The 24,089-nt window shown below is 36.7% G+C and carries 19 protein-coding genes; 2 read left to right on the forward strand and 17 right to left on the reverse strand.

The features are described from left to right. Positions 1-249: 249 nt before the first annotated feature. From DK861_RS14925 to DK861_RS14940, 4 genes are all read right to left on the reverse strand, one after another. The gene (locus DK861_RS14925; protein ID WP_072062976.1) at positions 250-597 is read right to left on the reverse strand and encodes a YfiM family lipoprotein; all 348 of its coding nucleotides are present in this window, start codon (positions 595-597) and stop codon (positions 250-252) included. Between the two features lie 140 nt (positions 598-737). Further along, positions 738-2,096 (reverse strand): CDP-diacylglycerol--serine O-phosphatidyltransferase, encoded by a 1,359-nt coding sequence (gene pssA / locus DK861_RS14930; RefSeq protein WP_109400636.1) that lies wholly within the window; start codon positions 2,094-2,096, stop codon positions 738-740. Between the two features lie 178 nt (positions 2,097-2,274). Next, entirely contained in the window at positions 2,275-4,944 is a 2,670-nt protein-coding gene (locus DK861_RS14935) for a bifunctional acetate--CoA ligase family protein/GNAT family N-acetyltransferase (RefSeq protein WP_109400637.1), read from the reverse strand. Between the two features lie 28 nt (positions 4,945-4,972). After that, on the reverse strand, positions 4,973-5,674 hold the full coding sequence (locus DK861_RS14940; protein ID WP_109400638.1) for a tRNA-uridine aminocarboxypropyltransferase: 702 nt from the start codon (positions 5,672-5,674) through the stop codon (positions 4,973-4,975). A gap of 139 nt (positions 5,675-5,813) precedes the next feature. On the opposite strand from DK861_RS14940, the gene DK861_RS14945 reads away from it, so the two are divergent. After that, positions 5,814-6,866: a hypothetical protein gene (locus DK861_RS14945; RefSeq protein WP_109400639.1), complete on the forward strand. Its 1,053-nt coding sequence runs from the start codon at positions 5,814-5,816 to the stop codon at positions 6,864-6,866. 175 nt (positions 6,867-7,041) lie between these two features. Then, a complete protein-coding gene (locus DK861_RS14950) occupies positions 7,042-8,166 on the forward strand; it encodes a tRNA/rRNA methyltransferase (protein WP_109400640.1) in 1,125 nt (374 codons plus the stop codon). A 93-nt stretch (positions 8,167-8,259) separates the two neighbouring features. Here the strand turns inward: DK861_RS14950 and emrB are convergent, their stop codons facing one another. The 13 genes from emrB to nrdF all read right to left on the reverse strand — a co-directional run bounded on the left by emrB (position 8,260) and on the right by nrdF (position 24,076). Further along, positions 8,260-9,777 (reverse strand): multidrug efflux MFS transporter permease subunit EmrB, encoded by a 1,518-nt coding sequence (gene emrB, locus DK861_RS14955; RefSeq protein ID WP_109400641.1) that lies wholly within the window; start codon positions 9,775-9,777, stop codon positions 8,260-8,262. 15 nt (positions 9,778-9,792) lie between these two features. Next, positions 9,793-10,971: a multidrug efflux MFS transporter periplasmic adaptor subunit EmrA gene (gene emrA / locus DK861_RS14960; protein ID WP_109400642.1), complete on the reverse strand. Its 1,179-nt coding sequence runs from the start codon at positions 10,969-10,971 to the stop codon at positions 9,793-9,795. A gap of 192 nt (positions 10,972-11,163) precedes the next feature. Further along, positions 11,164-11,691 carry a transcriptional repressor MprA gene (mprA, locus tag DK861_RS14965; RefSeq protein ID WP_006537766.1) on the reverse strand — a complete coding sequence of 176 codons (528 nt, stop codon included), beginning with the start codon at positions 11,689-11,691 and terminating at the stop codon, positions 11,164-11,166. Positions 11,692-12,183: 492 nt separating this feature from the next. Beyond that, entirely contained in the window at positions 12,184-13,392 is a 1,209-nt protein-coding gene (locus DK861_RS14970) for an MFS transporter (RefSeq protein WP_109400643.1), read from the reverse strand. Positions 13,393-13,559: 167 nt separating this feature from the next. Then, positions 13,560-13,967: a hypothetical protein gene (locus tag DK861_RS14975; protein WP_109400644.1), complete on the reverse strand. Its 408-nt coding sequence runs from the start codon at positions 13,965-13,967 to the stop codon at positions 13,560-13,562. Then, the gene (locus DK861_RS14980) at positions 13,948-15,309 is read right to left on the reverse strand and encodes a phosphatase PAP2/dual specificity phosphatase family protein (protein WP_109400645.1); all 1,362 of its coding nucleotides are present in this window, start codon (positions 15,307-15,309) and stop codon (positions 13,948-13,950) included. Before DK861_RS14980 ends, DK861_RS14975 begins: the two co-directional genes overlap by 20 nt. 99 nt (positions 15,310-15,408) lie before the next feature. Further along, positions 15,409-17,178, reverse strand: coding sequence for a bifunctional alpha/beta hydrolase/class I SAM-dependent methyltransferase (locus DK861_RS14985; protein WP_109400646.1), 1,770 nt, complete (start codon positions 17,176-17,178; stop codon positions 15,409-15,411). Further along, complete coding sequence (locus DK861_RS14990; RefSeq protein ID WP_072062964.1) at positions 17,175-17,810, reverse strand: CDP-alcohol phosphatidyltransferase family protein; 636 nt, start codon at positions 17,808-17,810, stop codon at positions 17,175-17,177. Before DK861_RS14990 ends, DK861_RS14985 begins: the two co-directional genes overlap by 4 nt. A 522-nt stretch (positions 17,811-18,332) precedes the next feature. Next, a complete protein-coding gene (locus DK861_RS14995) occupies positions 18,333-18,683 on the reverse strand; it encodes a ribonuclease G (protein ID WP_109400647.1) in 351 nt (116 codons plus the stop codon). Between the two features lie 283 nt (positions 18,684-18,966). Continuing rightward, on the reverse strand, positions 18,967-19,962 hold the full coding sequence (proX, locus tag DK861_RS15000; protein ID WP_006537756.1) for a glycine betaine/L-proline ABC transporter substrate-binding protein ProX: 996 nt from the start codon (positions 19,960-19,962) through the stop codon (positions 18,967-18,969). A 120-nt stretch (positions 19,963-20,082) separates the two neighbouring features. Then, positions 20,083-21,294, reverse strand: coding sequence for a glycine betaine/L-proline ABC transporter permease ProW (proW, locus tag DK861_RS15005; protein WP_109400648.1), 1,212 nt, complete (start codon positions 21,292-21,294; stop codon positions 20,083-20,085). Beyond that, the gene (gene proV / locus DK861_RS15010; protein WP_072062961.1) at positions 21,287-22,486 is read right to left on the reverse strand and encodes a glycine betaine/L-proline ABC transporter ATP-binding protein ProV; all 1,200 of its coding nucleotides are present in this window, start codon (positions 22,484-22,486) and stop codon (positions 21,287-21,289) included. Before proV ends, proW begins: the two co-directional genes overlap by 8 nt. A 621-nt stretch (positions 22,487-23,107) precedes the next feature. Then, entirely contained in the window at positions 23,108-24,076 is a 969-nt protein-coding gene (nrdF, locus tag DK861_RS15015; RefSeq protein ID WP_109400649.1) for a class 1b ribonucleoside-diphosphate reductase subunit beta, read from the reverse strand. Between the last annotated feature and the right edge of the window lie 13 nt (positions 24,077-24,089).

Genomic DNA, 24,089 nt, shown 5'->3' on the forward strand with positions numbered 1-24,089 from the left:
TCCCCATGTGAGAGTAGGGAACTGCCAGGCATTAAATAAGACGAGAAAGCCAACCCAATGGGTTGGCTTTTTTGCGTTTGGGGGTTGTTAAACAGATCAATAAAACAAATCCACATTCAAGGTTTGATATTTTTAATCATTACTCTTGGACTTATAACCCATAATGTTTCGATATTAATATTATATTGCTGACTCATCATATCTTAAAGGAATACAGAATAGTTGTTCTATTATGAATACTATTTTGTGTTACTTTAATTGCTGATAAAGCAATGAACCCGCTACTGCCCCAGCAACATCGTAAGCAAAATCATGCCAGCTCCAACCAGTACCTTCAGGACGACTATCATAAAGCTCTTTCGCTACCCCTAGACTAATCGAAAACGAGAGTCCAATTAATAATCCCTCTCTATGACCATATTTTTGATGATCTGTATACGCATTTGCTCCCGCAGAGGCTGCCATAGAAAATAAGAAATGCTGAGCTTTATCTTTGCCTTGCCAATTATCATTGGCAAAATGAAATGATGTGCACCCATTTAAAGTCATTATTGATAATAAAATAATCAGAGAGCAATATTTGAGCTTTAATTTCATAAAAAATAAAAGCCTTTTCATTGATAAGAGTGTTTTTAATATAGAAGATTATTAAAGATAAAGGTTGATTTGAGAAAACAATATTATTAAACAAAAAAGCCTTGCTGTAATTTAGCAAGGCTTATCAAATGAAGCATTGGTTAAAGTATACGGCTAATTAATCTATCAACACGAATACGTCGTAACCGCTTGATTAATTTTTTCACTTTAAGTGGGTAAAGCTTAATGCTTTCTAACTCTTGGTAGTGTTTTACAATACGTGTTTTTTGGCGAATACAATCTAGCTCTTTATGCCGTTGTTCATGTAATTCATGTTTAGGATCATGAATTAATATCGCATTTTCTAAATCTAATCCCCATGCTCGTGGGTTAAGATTATTACCTGTAATCAATTGCCAATTATCATCAACCCACATACCTTTTAAGTGATAGGTATTATCACCGTCTTTCCAGAGCCTTACTGTTAACTGGTCATTATCAATAAACCGTTGGAAACGCTGGGTAAATTTACGCAGATTGATCTCATAGAGATAAGGTAGGGCTCCAATAATTTTAAACGGCTCTTCAGGTGGAATATAAAAGTCATTTGCCGTTTTATCACCAATAATAATTTCGACTTGTTTGCCATTTCTTAATAAATGGCTGATTTGACGAACAAGGATCGCTGGTAAATTAAAATAAGGTGTGCAAATAACTAATTTTTCTTCTGTAGAAGCCATTAGGTGAGAAATGGTCTTATTTAAGATATTTTTCTTACCTAAACCTACTAAAGGCGTGACGGCTAATTCATGATTAGAAGCATTGGTTTTAATATCATAGCCATCACGCGTGCGTAAATTAAAACGAAATTGACGTATGCAATTTTTTATTTCAGCACAACGAACTCTATCTTTAATATCAAGACGTTGAATCGCTTCAGATTGCAGAAGATCGTCCACAATAAACTGTTTCATTGTGGTTGCTAATTCACTATTTTGAATAATATGATATCGGTCATAGCGATATTTATCTAGCTTATGCAAATACACATTATTAATGCTTGCACCACTATAAATAACCGTATCATCAAAGATAAAGCCTTTAAGGTGTAATACACCTAGCGCTTCACGAGTATTAACAGGTATCCCATAAATAGGGAGCTCTATATCAGGATGCTGTTGTGCAACATGGTAATACCAATCTGCATTTGTCGCATCAGCAGAGACACCAATTCGCCCACGTTGAGCTCTGTGCCAGTCAACAATAACGGTAATGGATAATTCAGGACGTTGTTGTTTTGCGGTGTAAAGCGCATCAAGGATCTCTTCACCGGCCTCATCGTGCTCTAGGTAAAGAGCTGTAATAAAGATCTCTTTTTGGGCTTGAGCAATATATTTCAATAAGGTGCTGCGAAACGCGGATGTTTGATAAAGCGTTTCAACATCAGCAACTGACTGAGCTAATTTAGGCAGTTGTGCAAGGTGTTGTTGATGCTTAGCAAGTTTTAGTTTAGACAACATCACAGTGCTTAATTCTCTTGTTTATGATGGCAGATGGAGCCATCGTCCATGTGGATTTTCTTTAACCGATCTACTGATCATAACATTAGTTATATGGGATGTACGCATAAAATCATCATATATAGCTAATTTATCAAAGGATGCGTGAACAATCACATAAAGAAACTTTCTTTTATGATTATAGCATTAGGCTATTTTTTGATGGTTCAAGCTGCAAATCAAGATTGACTATTCCTTCATCAAATTGTACTTCAACAGAAAACCCTAGTTTTTTTGCTAAACTTATCATGTTGCGATTTTCAGGCATGGTTATTGCGGTTAAACGTTTAATGCCATGCTCTCTAGTATAGTTAATAAGTTTAGTCATAAGTTGATGGCCTAAGGTATTTCCTTTTAAATCAGAACGTACAAGGATAGCAAATTCTGCATGTTGATTATCTGGATCTGCCATTGCGCGGGCAACACCAATGATTTCAGGCTGATCTTCAGGATTTCGGATTGCGACAAAAGCCATTTCTCGATCGTAATCAATTTGCGTCATATTCGCGAGATCGTCATGTGTAAACTCACTGATTTCACTAAAATAACGATAGTAAAGATCTTCTTTTGTCACTTGATTAATAAACGTTTTTAGTAGAGGTTCGTCCTCAGGCAAAATAGGGCGAATAAAACAAGGATTGCTATCTCTTAAATAAAATATTTCTTCTAATTCATTAGGATAAGGGCGGATAGAGAGCCTTTGGTGAGGATCACCTTGCAGTGGAGCTAACTCCATTGCAACATCTAATAGTGTAAAATCATTGCCAGAAGCCAGTAATGGGTGAATATCTAGCCTAACTATTTGTGGACAATCTAAAAGTAGGTGAGAAACCTGTACCAAAAAATGGCTTAAACTTAAGATATTTAGAGGCTGTAAAGCACTTCTTGGTTGTATCTTTCCGCTTTTTATCGCATTAATAACCAGATAGCGAGCAAGCGCCATATTAAGAGGTGGCAAAGCAACTGCGGCTTTCGTTTCTATTTGCCACTCAACTCCCCCTTCACCTAATACAATTAATGGGCCAAAAATCGGATCTTGCTCTATTGCGACTCGTAGTTCTTGAGAGCCTGCTCGATTTGCCATACTTTGCACTAATAAACCCTGAATTTGAGCCTCAGGGTAGAGTTCGGTTACTCGTTCAATAATGGCATGGGCCGCTGATGAAACTTCAGTGCTGTCACGTAGGTAAAGCATGACACCTTGTACTTCAGATTTATGAGGAATATCAGGAGAACGTAATTTTAGTGCAACGGGATAGCCAATTTTTTCCGCTATATTTACAGCTTCTTGTGCATTATGAGCAATCCAAGTAGGAAGTGTATTAAAACCGTAAGCTTCCATAATGGGCTGAACTTGGTGTGTATCTAATCGATATTGCTTATTTTTTAATGCTTCTTCAATGCAACGATGTGCTTGTTGCGTATTCATTTTGACATCTAAAGGTAATGCTGGCGTTTCTTTTAACTGTTTCTGATTTCGACGATATTCCACCATATGCATAAATGCGGTAACGGCACCTTCGGGTGTTCGGTAGGTTGGAATTCCTGCTTCACTAAATAATTTACGCGATTGCTGAGATGAATATTCTCCACCCCAGTTAGTAAAAACGGTGAGCCATTTTCGTCTAGGATGCTGATTAATTGCTGCTATGACGCGTTGTGCTGTTTCAATACTAGGTGCAATAGCACTTGGGGTATGAATAAGTAATAAAGCGTCATGATCATGACTATCTAATAAGCAATTGAGCGTTGCAATATAGCGATCAACGGTTGTATCATCACCTAAGTTTAGTGGGTTACGAATGCTATTTTCTTCTTGAATAACATTTTGTAGTTTTTGCGTTGTTTCATCTGTCAGTTTCGCCAGCTTACCTGAATGCAAAAATAACTCATCTATCGCCATGGCCGCAGGCGCAGAGCCATTGCTCATAATCATCAATTTTTCGCCTTTTAAAGGCGTCATATAGCTAAGTGTTTCAACGGCAGAAAACATTTCATGGGTATCTTGTACTCGTAATAACCCCGCACGTTGAAAAGCTGCATCATAAGCGACGTCATAACTCGGCGTATCACCCAATAACAGTTGAGCTTTTTGAGTACGACCGCTTTTTATCACCAAAATCGGTTTGTTACGCGAAGCACTACGAGATGCCGACATAAAACGTCGTGCATCTTTGATATGTTCGAGGTGCAATAAAATAGCGCTGGTTTTACTGTCCCTTGCTAGAAAATCTAATAAATCATCAACTTGGATATCTTGGTTATCACCTAACGCAATAAAATAGGAAAAACCAATATTACGATAATAAGCCCAATCTAAAATCGTATTGGCGACAGCCGCTGATTGAGAAATAAACGCCAACTTTCCTTTTTTAACTGGCAAAGGTGAAAAGCTGGCATTTAAACCTTGCCACGGCGCTAACAGCCCCAAGCTATTTGGGCCAAGTAAGCGGATATGATATTGCTGGCAAAGTAATTTTATTGGTTGAAATTGTTCAGGTTGTGCGGAAAGCACAATAACGGCTTTACAACCCGATTCACCTAATTGTTTTAGTAGCTCAAGGTTGCGGCGATGATGTGTACAAATAATCGCGAGATCAGGGATCTGAGGTAATTTATCAATAGAAGGATAAGTAAAAACACCAGAAACAGAGCCACGAGAGGGATTAATCGGAAATACTGGACCATTAAACCCGCCGCTGAGCAGGTTTCTCATCATTGTTGTTCCTGCTCGACCCAATTTTTCAGAGGCACCGATCACTGCAATAGATTTAGGACGTAATAGTGCTTCAAGACCTCGTTGGCTCATATTCACTCCAGCGTTTCATTATCAACTGCTATTCAATGTAGCTGATTTGCTCTTCTTTTGCCTGACTTCGGTCTGGTTTTCCAAGTAAATATTGTTGACGAAAGTAACTAAAATGAGAAAAAAGTTGTTGTGAAGCTTGAATATCGCCGACATTCTCTAAAATAGAAGCCGCAACTTCTGCAGTACAATGTTGATCCTCCCTTGCTGCTTGGCGAAGTACATAGTCACATTTGCTGGCTTCATTTAAAGAGAAGATGGGCAGAGCATCAAGATAGGGGCTTTTGCGAAACATTTTTCGTGCTTCACTCCAAGTACCATCAAGAAGGATAAATAAAGGTGGTTTGCTATTTGCAGGGAGTTGGTTGTATACAATACGTTCTTTTGATGCATAGCTTTCAGGGAAGACAACATAAGCTTGCCTATCTGGTGTATTGATTAGATCAAGCAAGGCCGGTTCTTGAGTCGTTCGGGACCATAAAAAAGCCTGTGTGTCTGGTAGTACATCGGCAATTAATTTCCCCGTATTACTTGGCTTCATCACTTCAGTATCATACATCAATAAACAAAATCGGCTTTTTGCTGGTTGATTGACAATTGTGTCACAAAGACACTGTTTTTCTGGTAATAAGCAAAAAGTGCAACGTTTTGTACGAAAACCTCGCGCTTTAAAAGGGCGAGTTGAAATTGAAAGTCGATATTGACGAAGTCGAGAGACTGCATTGTCGTGCATAACAGATTGACCAATACTGATAAAAAAGAATCGAATATTATCATGATACCCAAAGGTCTACTATCAGTTGTTTTTTTTATGAAAGCTAATTTACAGGATGGCAATAGGATTATTATTATTTAATAAGTTGCGGGGATTTATGAACATAACACCAACTTCTTTCATCACTAATGAACAGAATATTGAAAGTAATGAAATTCAAAATTCATTTAATATCTTTGATATTGATCTTTGTAGTCTTGAAGTGGCCAAAAATCAAATAGATCAACTCGCTAATTCAGTAAGAAATCTAAGTTTAAAATATTTAGAAGATTTAGAATATTTAGCCAATATCATGTTTCATGAAAATAAAGAAATAAGCTTATATGCCACTAATCAACTCTATTTAATTTATTCAAAATTAAATAATACAATAAGAGGTGATATTAAAGAATTTATTAAATCACTCTATGAAATAAAAGTAAGAGACGATAAAGAATATTTCAAAGAGCGACCTTTATTAAGCGCCATGGCTTGTGGGGATGCGATTGCTGGGCAACAGGGAAAAGGGAATAATGTTTTTATCTCAGCGATTGATAATTATTTAAATATAGAATGTACTAAAAGCGTGTTTGCTAATAATGCTGAAAGCGTAAGTAATAATAATCGTTATATCTCTGCATCAGAATTACAGTCTTGGGTTTCACTTCAATCCTATCAATGTGATATTGGTCACTATGAAACAATACTTGAAAAAATAGAAAATAATAAAAAATCTGATGAGTTAAAAAATTATGTAGTTTTAGTCAATAATAACCATTGGGTTTCATTATTTACTTATAAAGATAACTGTTTTTTATGTGACTCATTGCCTTCAACCAAAGAAAAAAATGATGATCGTAATGAATTATTAACTAGGCTAGAAGAAAAAGGATTTAATACTTTTAATATAAAATTTAATTTACAAAAAAATGCACCTAATGGATGTGGCCTTTTTTCGCTTAATTATATTGATAGTTTACAAAATGAATTAAATAACTTAAATAATGGAAAAGAAAATGATTTAACATCCACAATAGAAACGGTATTACACAATACAGGGAAAAACTTTCTTAATCTGAGTGATGAAGAGCAAACTACATTTAATCATGATTTTAGGAAAACATTAATCATGGATACACTTTTCCATTTAGTTAAATTCAATGATAAATAACTCTCTTTCATGTTGATATATTGGTTGTTTTTTTGTTTATAAAAGGTTAAATCCAATCTTACTTTTAAAGCGAGAGTTTTTTGATATAGGTTTATCTCTTACTCTGCGTGATTCTCTCGGTGACAGTTGCTAAACTATCATGTAATCTGCGCCCCTATTGCAGTTGGAGAGACAAATGAACGATTCTTATGAAGGTAAAAACGGCAAAGTAAAAGTGATGTATGTCCGTAGTGAGGACAATGCCGATAATAAACCTAAAAAACCATCCCGTCGTCCTGAAGATGGTCGTGGAAATAGCCGTGACAACAGACGCGGTGATAGCCGTGATGATAAAAACCGCGATAACAGACGTGGTGATAACAAATTTTCTCGTCGTGATGACCGCGGTGCAGGTAAACCTTCAGGGCGTGGCACATCACGTAATGAATCAAAACCTTCTCGCGATAGCGAAGGCGGAAGTTTTTCTCCATGGAAAACGGTTTCTCGCCCTGCTGGTGAAGAGGCAATTAAAGAGCACGATGGCATTACTGGTAAGAGCCAAATCGATCCAGAACAGCTACGTCGCCAGCGTTTAGAAGAAACTCGCATTTATGGTGAAAATGCCTGTCAGGCAATGTTTAAAAATCGTCCTGACGCGATTGTTCGCGCTTGGTTTTTACAAGACGTTACGCCACGTTTTCGTGATGCACTAAAATGGATGGCTGCAAATCGTAAAGCCTATCACGTTGTTGAAGAAGAAGAGATGGTCAAAGCCGCCCGTACCGATCATCATGGTGGTGTATGCTTCTTAATTAAAAAACGTGTCGGTCATGATGCAGAAACTTATCTGAAAGATGCACCTGAACATGATTGCGTATTAGCACTTGAAGATGTGGGGAATCCACATAACGTAGGTGCAATTATGCGTAGTTGTGCGCATTTTGGTGTGAAAGGGGTTATTTCTCCTGATTCTGCTGTATTAGAATCTGGTGCGGCTGTTCGTACCGCAGAAGGTGGCGCTGAATATATCCAAGGTATTGATGCTGATAATTTTGCTCAAACTTTAGATAAATTTAAAAAGGCGGGTTATACACTAGTGGCAACATCAAGCCACAAAGGCAGTGTGCCATTATCAAAAGCACAATTACCAGCGAAAATGGTACTTATCTTAGGTCAAGAGAAAGATGGCTTAAGTGAAAGCACTTTAAATCAAGGTGATATGAGCATTTACATCGGCGGAACAGGGCACGTAGAGAGCTTAAACGTTTCTGTAGCTTCAGGTGTATTATTAGCAGAATGGTGGCGTCAGCACCAAGGCTAATCGCTTTATAGTGTTAAATAAAAAATGATAAAAAACCGCTTAGTCATGGTGATTTAAGCGGTTTTTTTATGTATAAGATCTACGTGAATTGCGTTATTTTCCTGGAGAGAATGGCGGTTTAGCAAACCAAACCACGATCATCATGATAAGGAAAATACCTGCAGCTAACCAGAAAATCTCATTGGCTGAAATAATTAATCCTTGTTCAGTAATGGTTTTCGCTAAATAGGCCGATGCTTGTTCATTTGAAAGACCAAGATCATTCATTTGCTGGAATGCCATTTGTGAATCAGGATCAAGTGGATTAATTTTTTCTACAAAGGTTTCATGGTGAAGTGATTCTCTTTGTGTCCAAATTGTCGTAGTTAACGATGCACCAATTGCCCCTGCCAATGTTCTTAAGAAATTTGAAAGACTTGATGCAGATGCCATTTTTTCTGGGGGTAATCCAGATAATGTCATTGTTGTTAACGGCATAAAGAAACATGCAACCGCTAAGCCTTGCCAAAATTGAGGCCATGCCACAGTGGCAAAATCCATTCCTGGTTCGAAGGTATAAGCTCGCCAATAAAAACATACAGAAAATATAATAAAGCTGAAGCTGATGATATAGCGTAAATCTACTTTACCACCAAACTTGCCTATAATCGGTGTGATAATTAAAGGCAATAAACCTACCGATGCAGATGCTAATCCAGCCCATGTTGCTGTATAGCCAAAGACTTCTTGTAAAAGTAGTGGCAGTAAAACAATGGTACCAAAATAGATCATATAGGCGAGACTGAGCGTGACACAACCAATGGTAAAGTTTCGGCTCTTAAAGAGTGAAAGGTCTATCACCGGATGGTCGTCTGTTAACTCCCAAACAATTAAGAAACTAAGTGCAACCACCGCCACAATGGTGAGAATTATAATTTCTGTTGAGTTAAACCAATCAAGCTCTTTACCCTGATCGAGCATGATTTGTAAAGCACCTATACCAACAACAAGTAAAACAAGACCAATGGTATCAATTGGTTTAATTTCGGTTTTTGTTTCTCGCCCAGCTAATGTGTTTGATATACACATAATAATCAACACACCAAATGGGACGTTAATAAAGAATATCCATCCCCAGTGATAGTTATCGCTGATATAGCCACCTAAAATAGGTCCTAAAATCGGTGCAACAACAATGGTTACTGACCATAGCGCAAGTGCCATATTTCGTTTTGCTGGTGGATAGTTATTCAATAACAGACTTTGTGATAAAGGAATAAGCGGTCCGGCAACTAAACCTTGAAGCACACGAAAGAAAATCAGCATTTCAAGGCTTTGTGAAATACCACAAAGCCATGAGGTTAACGCAAAAAGTGCCGTTGACCACATAAAAAGTCGAACTTCACCAATACGTTTTGCTAACCAACCTGTAATTGGGATAGAAATAGCATTTGCTACACCAAAAGAGGTAATAACCCAAGTCCCTTGTGAGTTAGAGGCACCTAAGTTTCCTGCAATAGTTGGAATGGCTACGTTAGCGATTGTAGAATCGAGAACTTGCATAAAGGTGGCCAACGCAAGAGCGATGGTCATTAAGGCAAGTTTTCCTCCTTGTAATGGCTCTTTAATCACCTTTACACCTCGCCTTTATTGTCCCGCATTCTGTTCAATAATTTCATTGATCAGTTTATTAATCGCTGACATATCAATAGTTAATGCATCAGTATGATAAGCAGGTACTTGGCGTTCACTGTGTGATAATACTTTTCCATCGAGGTTAATTGTATCAACGGTTACTTCAGAAGAAAGACCAATACGCAGTGGTTTTTCCGCTAACTCTTTTTCATCTAATGAAATACGAACAGGTAAGCGCTGAACAACTTTTATCCAGTTACCACTGGCATTTTGAGCAGGTAATAATGAGAAAGCACTCCCAGTTCCCATATCTAAACCTAATACAGTGCCATGATAAATCACTTTTTTACCATAAAAGTCAGTTGTAATTTTGGCTGGTTGGCCGATACGCATATTAGCGAGCTGAGTTTCTTTAAAATTGGCATCAATCCACATACCTGTTACGGGAACAATAGCCATTAAAGGTTTACCTGGTGCGACTTGTGCACCTACTTGAACGCTACGACGTGAAACATAGCCATCTATTGGACTTAAAATTTTAGTACGTTCTAAAGCGAGCCATGCATTACGAACATCGGTTGATGCTTGTAAAACGGAAGGTTGCTGTGCAATTGGTGTATTTAAGATAATTGCCTGATTAGCATTATATTGCTCTCTTGCAACTTCTAAAGCAGCTTTTGCAGTGGAAACAGCTTCTCTGGCGTGTTGAAGTTCTTCTTTACCAATCACATTGCGTTCGCCTAAAACTTCACGGCGACGAAGATCATTTTGTAATTTAGTGAGCTCCGTTTCGCGCAAAACGATGTTTGCTTTTAATTGGCGACCGTGGATGATTTGTTGATGCATTTGGCGAACACTATTCGCTAATGCTGTTTTTGCTTTTTCTAATGCCAGTTTTTCATCACTTGAATCTAATAAAACTAAGGGGTCTCCCGCTTTTACAAAATCGGTGTTATCCACATAAACAGTGGTAACAGAACCAGAAATCTGAGGCATTACCATGATTTGATTGCCAGTCACATAAGCATTATCTGTCGTTTCATGATGCCTTAGCACCATAAACCAATAAGCTGTGTAAGCTACGCCAGCAACAATAAATAAGATAGTTAGCAACAGTAGAACATTTCGGCGAGTTCGTTTTTTATTGCGAATGGGAGCCTGAGGGGGGGTATTTTCCTCATTAACACTCATTTAAAAGATCTCCATAAAACCAGAAAAACATCATTAGATATGTTTCCAGTATTAAAACTGGAAACATAATTATAAAGTCAATCTTAGAATAATTATTAGCGTGAGGGTAAATTATAAATGCTAATGGGTAAGTATGTTTGCCGATTTATGGCTTAAATAGGATTAGATCAATAAAACTATCTATTATGCTACTTATTCACAAGCTTTTTCAGCCAAAGTATCTAATTGTAATAATAGCTTACGCATTAGCGTTTCAAGCTGTCTTTGTTCAGATTGATCTAATACAGACCAGATTTGTTTTAAACACTGATGTTGCGGTGGTAATAAGCTATTTAAAAACTCTTCACCTGCATCAGTTAAATGGAGATGTAAACAACGACGATCATTATGACTTTCACGGCGTTCAATCCAACCTTGTTTTTCAAGCTCATCAGCAATACGAGTTGCGTTTGTTCTTGAAGAGCCTAAAGCCGCACTTAATTCTGATGGTTGAATACTACGATTTTCTGTCGTATCTAATATCATTAGTGCCATAAATAATGTCTCGTTAATACCCTGAGACTTCAACATATTATTACGACTTTCAAGAAGTTTGCTTTGAACATGCATAGAAAGTCGAGTTAACAAAATTTCTTGATAAGGAATATCTTTGTTAAGCGATTTCTGTTGTGTAGCGCGAGTGTTTAGTAATTCTTCTGTTGGCGTAAATGAGCTTTCCATTTTTAGACACCTTGTTAGTTTCGAAAATTAGGATAATGCTGTTATCAACATGTTAAATGGTATATTAAACACACAATTTAGCAATTTTTATTATTTATAGTCACTATGTTTTTTTGATTATGTTACCTGATTCATAAATTTTCTGAATGATAACACAAAAAAAAAGATAGGTACTTATCTCTTTGTTATAAGTTAATAAAATCAATTTATCACTTATCTGACAATGAATAGTAGTCTATTTACGAAAAAATGGATCATTTTTTACGATAAAACACGTAATAAATTTATTATCACTACCAATGGTTGTTATGCTTATGATATCGAAATGAAATTATTTATATAGTGCTTTATTGGGAAGATTGATATAATTTTCTTAATAAAGAATAGGATGATGATATACATTAATAGTAATCACGCTGTTAAAACATTCATATTTTATTCTGATTAGAGTAGGATTGAAGAAATAATATAACCCATCCTTGGGTCTGAAAATTATTCAGTGTGGATTATTGGATCATTTTTATAACCTAAAAACCAAACAATAAGACCAATAACACCAATGACTAATCCAGCGATAGAAACACCTGTCCATCCATATTGATGATAAGCATAGCCCGATAGTAAAGATCCTAATGCACCACCGATAAAATAGCTTGTCATATATGCGGCAGTTAGGCGGTTTCTAGCATCCGGTAAAATACGATATATGGTACTCTGATTGGTGACATGAACACCTTGAACCGCTAAGTCTAGCAGGACAACGCCAATAATAAAGCTGATGAGCCCAATCCAGTGATAATAAGGTGCAATAACGATAAAACCCCAAGAAAGAAAGAGGATGACTAATCCCACGGTAGTCGTTTTCTTGCCTTTTCCTTTATCAACTAATACACCCGCTTTACCCGCCATCAATGCACCTGCGGCGCCGACAAGACCAAATAACCCAATCACGGCATCTGAGTAATTAAAAGGATCAGAAGCCAATAAAAAAGCCATTGAAGTCCATAATAAACCAAAGTGAGCAAAAATAAGTGCACCAACTAATGAGCGAGTCCTTAACACGGGCGTTGTTGCAAATAATTTGAAAATAGAGCCTAGCAATTGGAAATAATTTAAGTCAGTTTCACTTTTATAAGTGGGTAAACAGCGCCATAAAGTGATCGCTAAAATGGCCAGAAAAATACTTGCCACCCAGAAAATACCCTGCCAATTAGTAAATGATGCCATTAACCCAGATGCAGTTCTCGCCAGTAAGATCCCGAGTAAAAGGCCACTCATAATCGTTCCGACGGCCTTTCCTCGTTGATGTGGCGCGGCAAGCGTAGCAGCAAAAGGAACAAGAATTTGAGCTACAACAGAGAACATACCTGAGAGCGCAGTTCCTATTAACATCACCCAAATATTAGATGCCATAGCGGTAATCAATAGACCACTCGCTGAAATTAATGTCATGGTAATAATGAGTGAGCGACGTTCAAAGATATCGCCAAGAGGCACTAATAACATTAACCCTATGGCATAACTGAATTGCGCTGTAGTGACAATAAATCCGGCCAAAGTAGCCGATATGTGGAAATAGTTTGCGATTGAATCAAGTAGAGGTTGTGCGTAGTAATTACTGGCAACAACCATGCCTGTGGCAACCGCCATAAGTAAAATAAGACTTTTACTTAGCGATGTTTGTGGTGCACTGTTTTCCATAATACTCATAACAAATCATTTGTAAGGTAAATGATAGTAACATGAGTCATTTTTTTGGGAAAAGAATTACTGTGATAGAAATGTTCAATTAATTTGATATAAACCTTTATATTTAATTGTTATAACATATTGTTTTATATAATAAATAAAGTTATTAACTGAGTCTTTTAATAACTAAAAAACGTAAAAAAGAGCATCGTCAAACACCATATCCATTGAACTGAAATACCAATCACAGCAACAGAAAACAGACGTTTAGTTCCTAACCAGCGGGCTTCCATAGTCTGTTTTTTCGGGCGTTTAGGAAATAATGTAGAGAGACTTTCATCAAAGCTAATATTGTCTTGATAGCGATAAAGAGCCTGAAAAAAATGACTATCAAGCCATAAACGAAAAAGATGATATTGCGTAAATAAAAATAAAAGAGAAGCACCAAAGAATGCTAATTTATTGTGAAAGTGAAGGCTAAAAACAGGCCATGTGTTTATATAAGGTAACAGTGATAACAGCAGTAAATAACGCCAACTTTGGGTTAAAGATACAATGACTTTACCGCTAGTTTTTGTTGTCAGCATCGTTACCTCGTGATCTATTTTGTTGGAAACGTGAATACCACATTTGTAATGCCTCTTGTGTTTCTAGATTTAAAATCACTTGAGGGCGAGTTTGATACACTTTTTTTATTGCGTCTTGCAAAGTATTTACTGTGCCATTATAAACGAGCCATGCAACCGCAATAGTTGCACTGCGTGAATAGCCTAATTTGCAATGAATATAAACAGTACCTGCTTGATTGAGTTGCTCCATTGATAACATTGCTTTGTTAATATCATCTGGAGATAAAGGCAATAAATCAATTTGAGGCTGTGCTAAATAAAGTTTATTTTGACTAAACTTATTTCTTGGCCATTCACAAGTTAAATCAAAGACAGCGTTCGCTTTTAATTTATAAAGAGGGCGTCCACCTAATAAAATACCTTCAGTGACTAAACTCGGTGTTTGGCACTGTTTTAAATAATAACGATAAGTACACCATGCAAAGAAGCGATAAGGTAATAGGATTATCTGTGCAGAAAGAGGGACTTCACCCTGCGCATTTTTTTGAAAAATAGAAGCTCCAGCACCTAAATAGCCTAACGTTACAAAAGTTAATGTGATTGCTGGCCATAGAAAGATCCAAAAGAATCCTTGCAAACCAAAAGATAACAGATAAAACACCATTGCGGATAACGCATAGTTTTTACCAATACGCAAACTACGTTTGCTACCAGTAAAATGCCATTTCCAACGCGAATTTATTGGTAATAAATAGCAAATAAATACGCCGACACCAAAACCCGTAATAATATCAATAAAGTGATGTTGCCACGTTGTTAGTACAGACACAGCAATAAGCAATGACCATAAATTTAAAAGCCATTGCCATGATTTTGGCGTATGAGCACGGAAACGTAACCAAATAATCCACAATAAAATAATATGTAAAGAAGGGGCTTGGTTATAAGGTAAATCGAACCCCTCTAATTGGGTAAATAACCAGCCAGAAAACCCTTCTGTTGTTGGGCGAATAAAGCTAAATTTTAAAGGGAATAATAAAAAACCAGTACAAGCAATAAGCGAGGCAACAATTAAACGTAGCCCATGTATAAATTGTTCTTTTAGCGTTGTACAAATAATCAGTGAAATACCATAGGCAATATTTACACTCCAATAAGGAATGATTGTCCAGGGTAAAAAGGGGATTGCTTTTTCCCACGAATAAACAAAAGAAGGAACATCAGATAAAGTGGAAGTATAAGTGTTAACTTGCATATAAGTTAAATAGAAAAATGGGGCAAGAAATAACAGCCATACAATACCAGCGAGCCAGATACTTTTTCTTGATGATGTTATTTGAGAGTGTTGGTTTCCCCCCATATAAAGATCCCTTTATTTGTTTATGTTTCTTTACAACGACTAAAAGCTATCACTATACAGTGACATATAGTGATAGCCCTGTATTGGTAGTGTATTATATTAGCGACGTTTTGCTATCGATACACTAAAAATCCCCCAATGATCAATTTGTTGATCTAACTTTTCAAATCCTGCTTCATTGACTAAAGCATCCATTTCACCTTGACTACGGCAACGCATGATCCAAGGTTGTCCGTTTTGGTGACTTGGTAATACGCGCGCAATCATTTCAAGTTGAGGGTGCCAAGGTTGACAGGTATAAATCAATAAGCCACCACTTGGAATGGCTAGCGAAAGTCCTTTTAAAGACTCTTTTAGCTGATGGTTTTCAGGGAATAATTCATAAAGTCCACTGACAATACCCAAAGTGGGTGAAGGTGAAACAGCACTCAAACTTTCTGCATCAAAAGCGTTACCTTCTTCAAAACGCACTTTGTCTTCTAAATGGCGTTCTTTAATGGCAAGTCGGCCTTGTTCAACATTAATCGGGCTATAGTCGCGCATTAAAATTGAATCGACCTTACCATAGTCATTAACCGCATCAAAAATATAACGGCCTTGTCCTGCAGCAATATCCATAATATGTACTGGCATATTATTTTGTGTTAATTGGCGAATAGCGTATCTGATCGTATTTTCAATATTGATTTTACGTTGGCGAATACCTTGCCAACCAATACTGTTTAAATATTGTTTATCAATGATACGACCAAATAAGCCTTTTCCCTGAGGTTGATTACGGTAGACATAATCCAGAGTCGATCCAGAATCAAAACCCTTATCGTAACCCAGTGCAACCCCTTCAGACGCTTTACCTAACGTGCTCATAGAACGGCTAAGTAATTTATAATAAAGTTTTTTTGGACAATATTTAGGAAGAGGGGTCTGTAATGCGCGATAAACATCAGCACTATGGCTCCATATATCTTCATTTTGATAATCGTGTTGATAAAGCGGTTGTGCAAATAATGTTTCAATAAAGTGACGCATTTTATTGATGGGGATTGCTCTGTCTTTCTCGCCCAATGTGTCGTGGTAAAAACCAGGTAAAACATGCTTTTCTTTAATAGAGGTATTTAAACGTTCATAGAAAAGATGTTGAGGTTTGGCGTGAACCACATGATCATTACCTGAAATAAATAATTGTGTTGGTAAAGTAATCGCACTTGCATCTTCAACCACGCGATCGGCCGTTTTATAAAGTTCTAATAAAATATTGACGGCAATAGGGCGAGTGATTAGCGAGTCTTGATTAAAAGAGTCGATACGACTTTGGTCATGGGTTAAGTATTTGGCTTTCACATATGAATTGACGTAAAAAAGGCCCCGAATTTTTTGCATTAAGGCGAGGCCGGTGCGTGCAAAAGGAACATATAACTTCACTTTAAATGCAGGAGAAGCTAACACCATACCACGGATCTTCGGGGCATAATCGTGTACCCAACCAGTAACTAAAACGGCACCGACACTTTGACCAACAACCAGAATATTCTCCATTGGAATACTATAGTTAGACGAAACGTAATGAACGAATTCGTCTATATCTTTTATTGATGTTCCCATTGATGGACTATAACCGCGAGCACCTTCATTTTTACCATGTCCACGAGCATCCCAAGCAAACATTGAAAAATCAGGAAGATCTAATTCATCAACTAGATGAGAAACACGCCCTGAATGTTCATGACCTCGGTGAAATAAAATAATTGCTTTTGATTCAGTGGTGATTTGAGCAGGCCAATGGCGATAATATAACGGTGTCTTATCGCTGGTGGTAAATTCAGACTCAATCATATTCCTTTGAGTTTGATATTGCGGTTGTTGATTCATAACGATGTATCCTTATCTTTATCTGTCATCGTTGCTTCTTTTAGTGCTCGATGAATACGGTGATAACAAGTCAACAAAAGTAATAAATTAATAATAATAAAAAGATAATGTATGTTTTCTGATAATGTCAGTGAGGGGAATATTCCGATAAAAAGCGCAATAGTACCGAAAATAAAGGCTCTATCACTTTTTCCCATGGGGCCATCATAACGACGAGACGCATGAATAGTTTGCGCAAGAACACCTAAAAATTCAGTCATTATCATTAAAAAAAGTGCCAGCATGATCCACCAGTAGGCCTGTGGAAAAATAAAAGCAAAAGGTAAATAGAGTGCAATGTCTGAAATAACATCGCTAGCTTCGTTTAATATCGCGCCAAGCGCACTTTTTTGATTATGTTCTCGCGCAAGCATGCCATCAATGGCATTAAGCGCCATCCGAAAAAAGAGGACAAAAGGGAGTAATAAAAATAAACGAGGGGAAGGATGAAGCAAAAGTAGTCCACCAACGGCAATGGATAAGAGTAAGGCAGAAAGTGTAACTTGATTTGCGGTGATCCCTTTTTTAAATAATTGTTTTACATAAGGGCGCAATAGAGATTGAAATTTGGGTTTTAAGTCATAAATTGTCATGACGCATCCTTGTGTTCAAAAGTACGTATACTATCTCAAAATTATTGATTTATTATTAGCTGATTTTTATCTCATTGAATATCTTTATTTCAAATATTTAATTTATTTACGATTTAGCCATAAAACTAATTTCTGAAATTTACCTGATTTAATAATTATTTAGCTCTAAAAATAAAACAAAAATCAAATGCATATAATTGTAATTATCGGATTGTTCTGTATTTGTGTTTATTTTTTTACTTTTAGAATGATTAATTTTTCTTTAGAAATGTGTACGTAATTATAATTAGAGAATTAAAAAGAAGGGGATGAAAATAAGGGATATTAAACAATTTATAACAGCTAATGAAGTAGTTTGATTTATTTTTAATGTATTGTTTTAAATATAATAGGAGTATTAATAGTGTAATCAATGAGTTACAGTGGCAAGATGTTTCGAATATTATGAAAATAAAAACGAATAAACCCCATAGATATTATGGAGTTTTATTGTCATTACGAGTTCATACTCAATATATTGAATTAATAACCTTGTGATGCAGAAGTTGCAATCATTGCCATCATGGTTGTGAAGAAGAAAATAAAGAAAAGAACAGCCATAACGATACTAATAATAAAGTAAACAAAGCCAGCTCTGTTCCATGTTTCTTGCACTTTCATAAAGGTTTCAACAGAATCGTAATCACCGTTTTTCCAAGCCCATTCATTTCCTTTAATACCACAGACAAAGATCCAAACCAGGTTAAGTAAAGGAACAAGCGCTAATAATGGAAGATAGGATTTATTACCAAAACCCCAAATAATATTAAACATGAAAGCACCCCAGTTCCAACGTTTAATTTCTTCAGGTACTGGTTTGTTAGTGTAAGACACAGTTTATTCCTTATCTAAAATAATAAATATAAAAATGAGAATGCCAAAATGGCAACTGGAGAAAACGATAATCATAATTGAAGAAATGAGAGAATGAAAGACAGGTATATCTTTGCCATTAATAAAAAGAATTATCTTAATAATGAAATAGTATTAAAATCTTTTTATTTTTATATAAATTAGCTCTGCCTAATTACATGTAATTATAGTTTTTTATAAATAAAAACAGGCCACAATAGTGTGACCTGTTTTGTGATAATCTTAATTTAAGATTATTTATTAATTACTTTGCAGCAGCCTGAGCTTGTTCAATCCAGCCATCAAAGGTTTTTTGATGTGCTTTGATCCAAGCATTAGCATGACGTTCAATATCTGCCTGCGATTTTTGACCATTATGCATACGTAAGTTTTGCGCATTAATATCGGCAACAGACACTTTCATGACTTCAAAGAGTTTTGCCGCTGCAGGGTTTTCTTCAGCCCATTTTTTATTCGCTGCGATATGCATAGTACTTGGCGGGAAACCATAGTTTTTACCATTTGCTAATGTAGTATCGGTTTTATCATCACCCGGTAATGAAGAGAAAGGCACTTGTAACCAAACAACATCTTTACCTGGTTTTAATACATCACTTATCCAGTAAGGCGTCCAGGTGTAATAAAAAATGGGTTTACCTTCTTTATAACGAGTAATGGTATCTGCCATCATTGCCGCGTAATTACCTTGGTTATGTGTGACAGATTTTTCTAATCCATAGGCTTTTAAGTGGTTGTTAATAGCTTCTTCACAACCCCATCCCGGATTACAACCCGTTAAATCGGCTTTGCCATCACCATCGGCATCAAAGAGTTTGGCAATTTTAGGATCTTTTAATTGCTCAATATTCGTAATGTTATATTTCTCTGCCGTTTTTTTATCAATCAAGTAACCTTGAGCGGCATTAACGACATAATCCCCTTTACGATAAAAGGTATTATCACCTCCTGCCGCTGCATATTGTGAATTATGAAGAGGAACCCAACTGACTGCCATAAAGGTCGCATCACCATTGGCGATAGAGGAGTAAGCAACGTTATAGTCTACTTCTTTAATTGGCTGAACAGTGTAACCTAATTGTTCTAATGCTTTGTTGACGATTAAAGTTTGAAAGGTTTCTTCAGAAATCGTACTTTGCACGGGTTGAACCGAAATCCCTTTTCCAGGTAAATCAGCAGCGGATAACTGGGTGCTTATCAGTGTGGCGGACAATACTGTTGCCCAGAGAACTGGATTACGCATAGTTTTTCCTTCTGTTGTTATGGTAAGAGATAAATAGCGACAGCGAACTGTCGCCTCTATTTCTTATATTGATTGAACGTGATGTTCTTTATTGATTTTTAATTAATAGTAAAATATTTATTACGATGCTTTTTTGCCAAAGAGTCGGCAAATTAAGCCAATAGGCCCTGTCATATACCAGCATCGATTGCCTTTATGACGGCTGTTTTGACCTAAAGATTGCGTTAATCGGTCAAGAATAATCGCGAGAATAACAATACCTGCGCCCCCTACAGCAGCAAGTCCCATATCAAGACGGCCTATACCGCGTAATACCATTTGACCTAATCCACCAACGGCTATCATTGATGCAATAACAACCATTGAAAGCGCTAACATCAGTGTTTGGTTTACACCTGCCATAATCGTTGGCATGGCGAGTGGTAATTGCACTTTAAACAGCATTTGGCGAGGACTTGCACCAAATGATTGTGCTGCTTCAATTAAATCTTCAGGGACTTGTTTGATCCCTAAAATGGTCAACCTCACAATAGGTGGCAAAGCAAAAATAATGGTGACCACAACGCCAGGGACGTTACCAATACCAAATAACATGACGATAGGCACTAAGTAGACAAACGCAGGCGTTGTCTGCATCGCATCCAGTAAAGGCCGGACAATTTTGGATGCTCTATCACTGTTAGCTAGCCATATCCCTAATGGAAGTCCAATAATAAGACAAAACAGTAATGAAGTGAGTACCAATGCAAGGGTAACCATGGCTTCAGACCAAGCACCTATTGCACCAATTAATATTAATGAGATAAAAGAAGCGACACCCATGGCTTTGCCTGAAAGTTGCCATGCAATCAGAGAAAACAGAATAATGGCGATAGGTGCAGGCATTGAGGTTAAGAAATTTTCAAAACCACTTAATACCAAATCAACGGGTACACGAATACCTTGGAAAACTGGGCGAAAGTGCAACACAATCCAGTCAATCGCATCGGTAACCCATGAATCTAATGGGATCAGTGTATTGTGAAACGGATCCATTAGATTGAATGAATCGGGAGCGACATCTGTCGGTGCGGCATCAAGCCAATCACTGCCAGAGGATGATGTATCAATGTCACCACCACCGCCTGCACCCCATGGATCGGCATCTGTTGATGAACTGTCAGTACTACTCCAAGGATCGCTTTCTGTTGTGCTAGTATCTGTTGTGCTAGTATCTGTTGTTGCCCAAGGATCATCATTGGCATTATTGGTTGCCTCTTGAGCTGTCTCGCTTGTTATGGTGTCTTGGATATCTGTATCCACAGTCGTATTTTTATCTGTTGTATTACTCATTTGGCGTCTCCTTATCCAGTGCTTGTAGTAACATTCCTTTAGAAATTAAGCCGATATAACGGTTTTTTTCATCAATAACAGGAATAGCACAGGGAGATTGTGCAACAGTTGAAATCAGCTCGTTTAACGGTGTATCCCCATTAATGGCACAAGGCTCAGGTAGAATAGCTGACTCAATAGGTTGTTTATTTTTGAGCGCCTCTTCAAGAGACGTAACGGAAACGATGCCAACAAATTTTCTTCCTCGTTCAATGAGATAGCCAAAATTTCTATCTTCATCTTCGAGTACTTTCAAGGCGGAGCGTGGGCCAAAACCTGGGGCAATATGCAGTAAGGTTTCTGGGCGACGTTTGGCAATATCTTTTGCACTAAATACATGGCTAATATCAACACCACGGAAAAAGGTACGTACATAATCATTCGCTGGATTGTTGAGTATTTCATCCGGTGTGCCCGTTTGAACAACAACACCACCTTGCATAATGGCAATGCGATCACCAATACGCATGGCTTCATCGAGATCATGAGAAATAAACACAATCGTACGCTGTTTATCGCCTTGTAAGCTCAATAACTCATCTTGCATTTCAGTACGAATTAATGGGTCAAGTGCTGAAAAAGCCTCGTCCATTAACAAGATATCAGGATCATTGGCAAGTGCACGAGCCAGACCAATACGTTGACGCATCCCACCAGAAAGTTCATCAGGCCAAGAGTTTGCGTAACTGCCTAAATTGACTTGCTCTAAGGCGTCCATCGCTTTTTTATAACGCTCGTCTTTGCTTAATCCAGCGAGATCCATGCCAAATGCAGTGTTATCAAGCACGTTCATATGGGGCATTAATGCAAATGATTGAAACACCATACTGATTTTTTTACGGCGTACTTGTCGTAATTCTTTATCAGACATGGTGGCAATATTTTCACCATCAATAAGCACTTCTCCCTTTGTAGGAGAAATCAGACGATTGAGAAGGCGGACTAGGGTGGATTTACCTGAGCCAGATAATCCCATGATGACAAATATTTCGCCTTCTTCAATTGCCAGATTTGCATTTTGAACGCCCACGGTAAGCCCTGTTTTATCAAAAATCTGATCTTTGTTCATACCAGACTCTAATAATTCAAAAGCGCGTTTAGGGTGCTCGCCAAATACCTTGTAGAGATTTTTTACTTCGAGTTTAATTGCCATGCAATATATAGTTTCCTATTTAAATATTGAAAGGAATAAATTAAATATTAATTAATAAGTGTTATTGTTTTTCCTAAATAAAATTTTAGTAAGGGAAATACCCTACCACAATGATTGAGTCTGACAACCCTATGTTAATTATAATTAACTAAATTATTTAGCTGTAATTTCTTTATTTTTTATATGATTAATAATTAAATAAAGTGAAATAAATAAAATTGATTAAAAGATATATTGCTATCTAACTAACTGAAATAACTTTATTTTTATAGATGTTATTATTTTGATTAGGATCTCAATAAAAATGAAAATTTAATCTCAAAATAGAGGGTAAAATAGATGAAAATTAAATGAAAAAAAACCAATAATCATTAGTGTAATTAATGTTTATTCTCTTGTAATAAGGTTTGTCTACGAAATTTAAGCTGAAATGATTCGAAAAAAATTGATTTTTTGACAACATTGAACGGCAAAAATCAATCAATTAGATTATTTATTGCTCAAATAAAAATGCACAAAAAAATAATCTATATTTTTCAGTGCATTATGTTTTATATGTGATACATAATCAAATTGAATGTATTGTGTTGTTTCTCTTACCTCCAATTTGGCTAATAAATCTTAAAAATCCCAATCATCGTCTTCAGTGTTAATCGTTTTTCCAATAACATAAGATGAACCGGAACCAGAAAAGAAATCGTGATTTTCATTTGCATCTGGTGATAATGAAGAAAGAATCGCAGGACTTACATCGGTTATTTCATCAGGGAATAAAGCTTCATACCCTAAATTCATTAATGCTTTATTTGCATTATAATGAAGGAATTTTTTGACATCTTCTGTCCAACCTACAGTGTCGTAAAGATCTTCAGTATATTTCACTTCATTGTCATATAAATCTAATAATAATGAGAATGCAAAATCTTTAATATCTTGTTTCTCTAATTCGGATTTATTTAATAACTGATTTTGAAATTTATAGCCAATATAATAACCATGAACGGCTTCATCACGAATAATGAGCCGAATTAAATCGGCTGTATTAGTTAATTTTCCTCGGCTTGACCAATACATTGGTAAATAGAATCCTGAATAAAATAAAAAGGATTCTAAAAAGACGCTGGCAATTTTTTTCTTTAAAGGATCTTCATCTTGGTAATAACGCAAAATAATTTCTGCTTTCTTTTGTAAGTAAGGGTTTTCCTCACTCCAACGATATGCTTCATCGACATCAGTTGTTAAGCAGAGTGTAGAAAATATCGAACTGTAAGAGCGAGCATGAACAGCCTCCATAAAACAGATGTTGGATAACACCGCTTCTTCATGTGGCGTCAATGCATCGGGCATCAATGTCGGCGCACCTACTGTATTTTGGATAGTGTCCAATAACGTTAACCCAGTAAAAACACGAATAGTGAGCTGTTTTTCGGCTTGAGTTAATGTACTCCATGAAGGAATGTCATTGGAGAGTGGAATTTTTTCAGGTAACCAAAAATTCATGGTTAAACGGTTCCAAACCTCTAAATCTTTTTCGTCTTCAATACGATTCCAGTTAATCGCATTAACATGACTTAATAAAGGTGATGACATGCTATGTTCTCCT

Origin of the sequence: Proteus sp. TJ1640 (assembly GCF_003144445.1) — a bacterium.
GTDB classification, from domain to species: Bacteria; Pseudomonadota; Gammaproteobacteria; order Enterobacterales; family Enterobacteriaceae; genus Proteus; species Proteus penneri.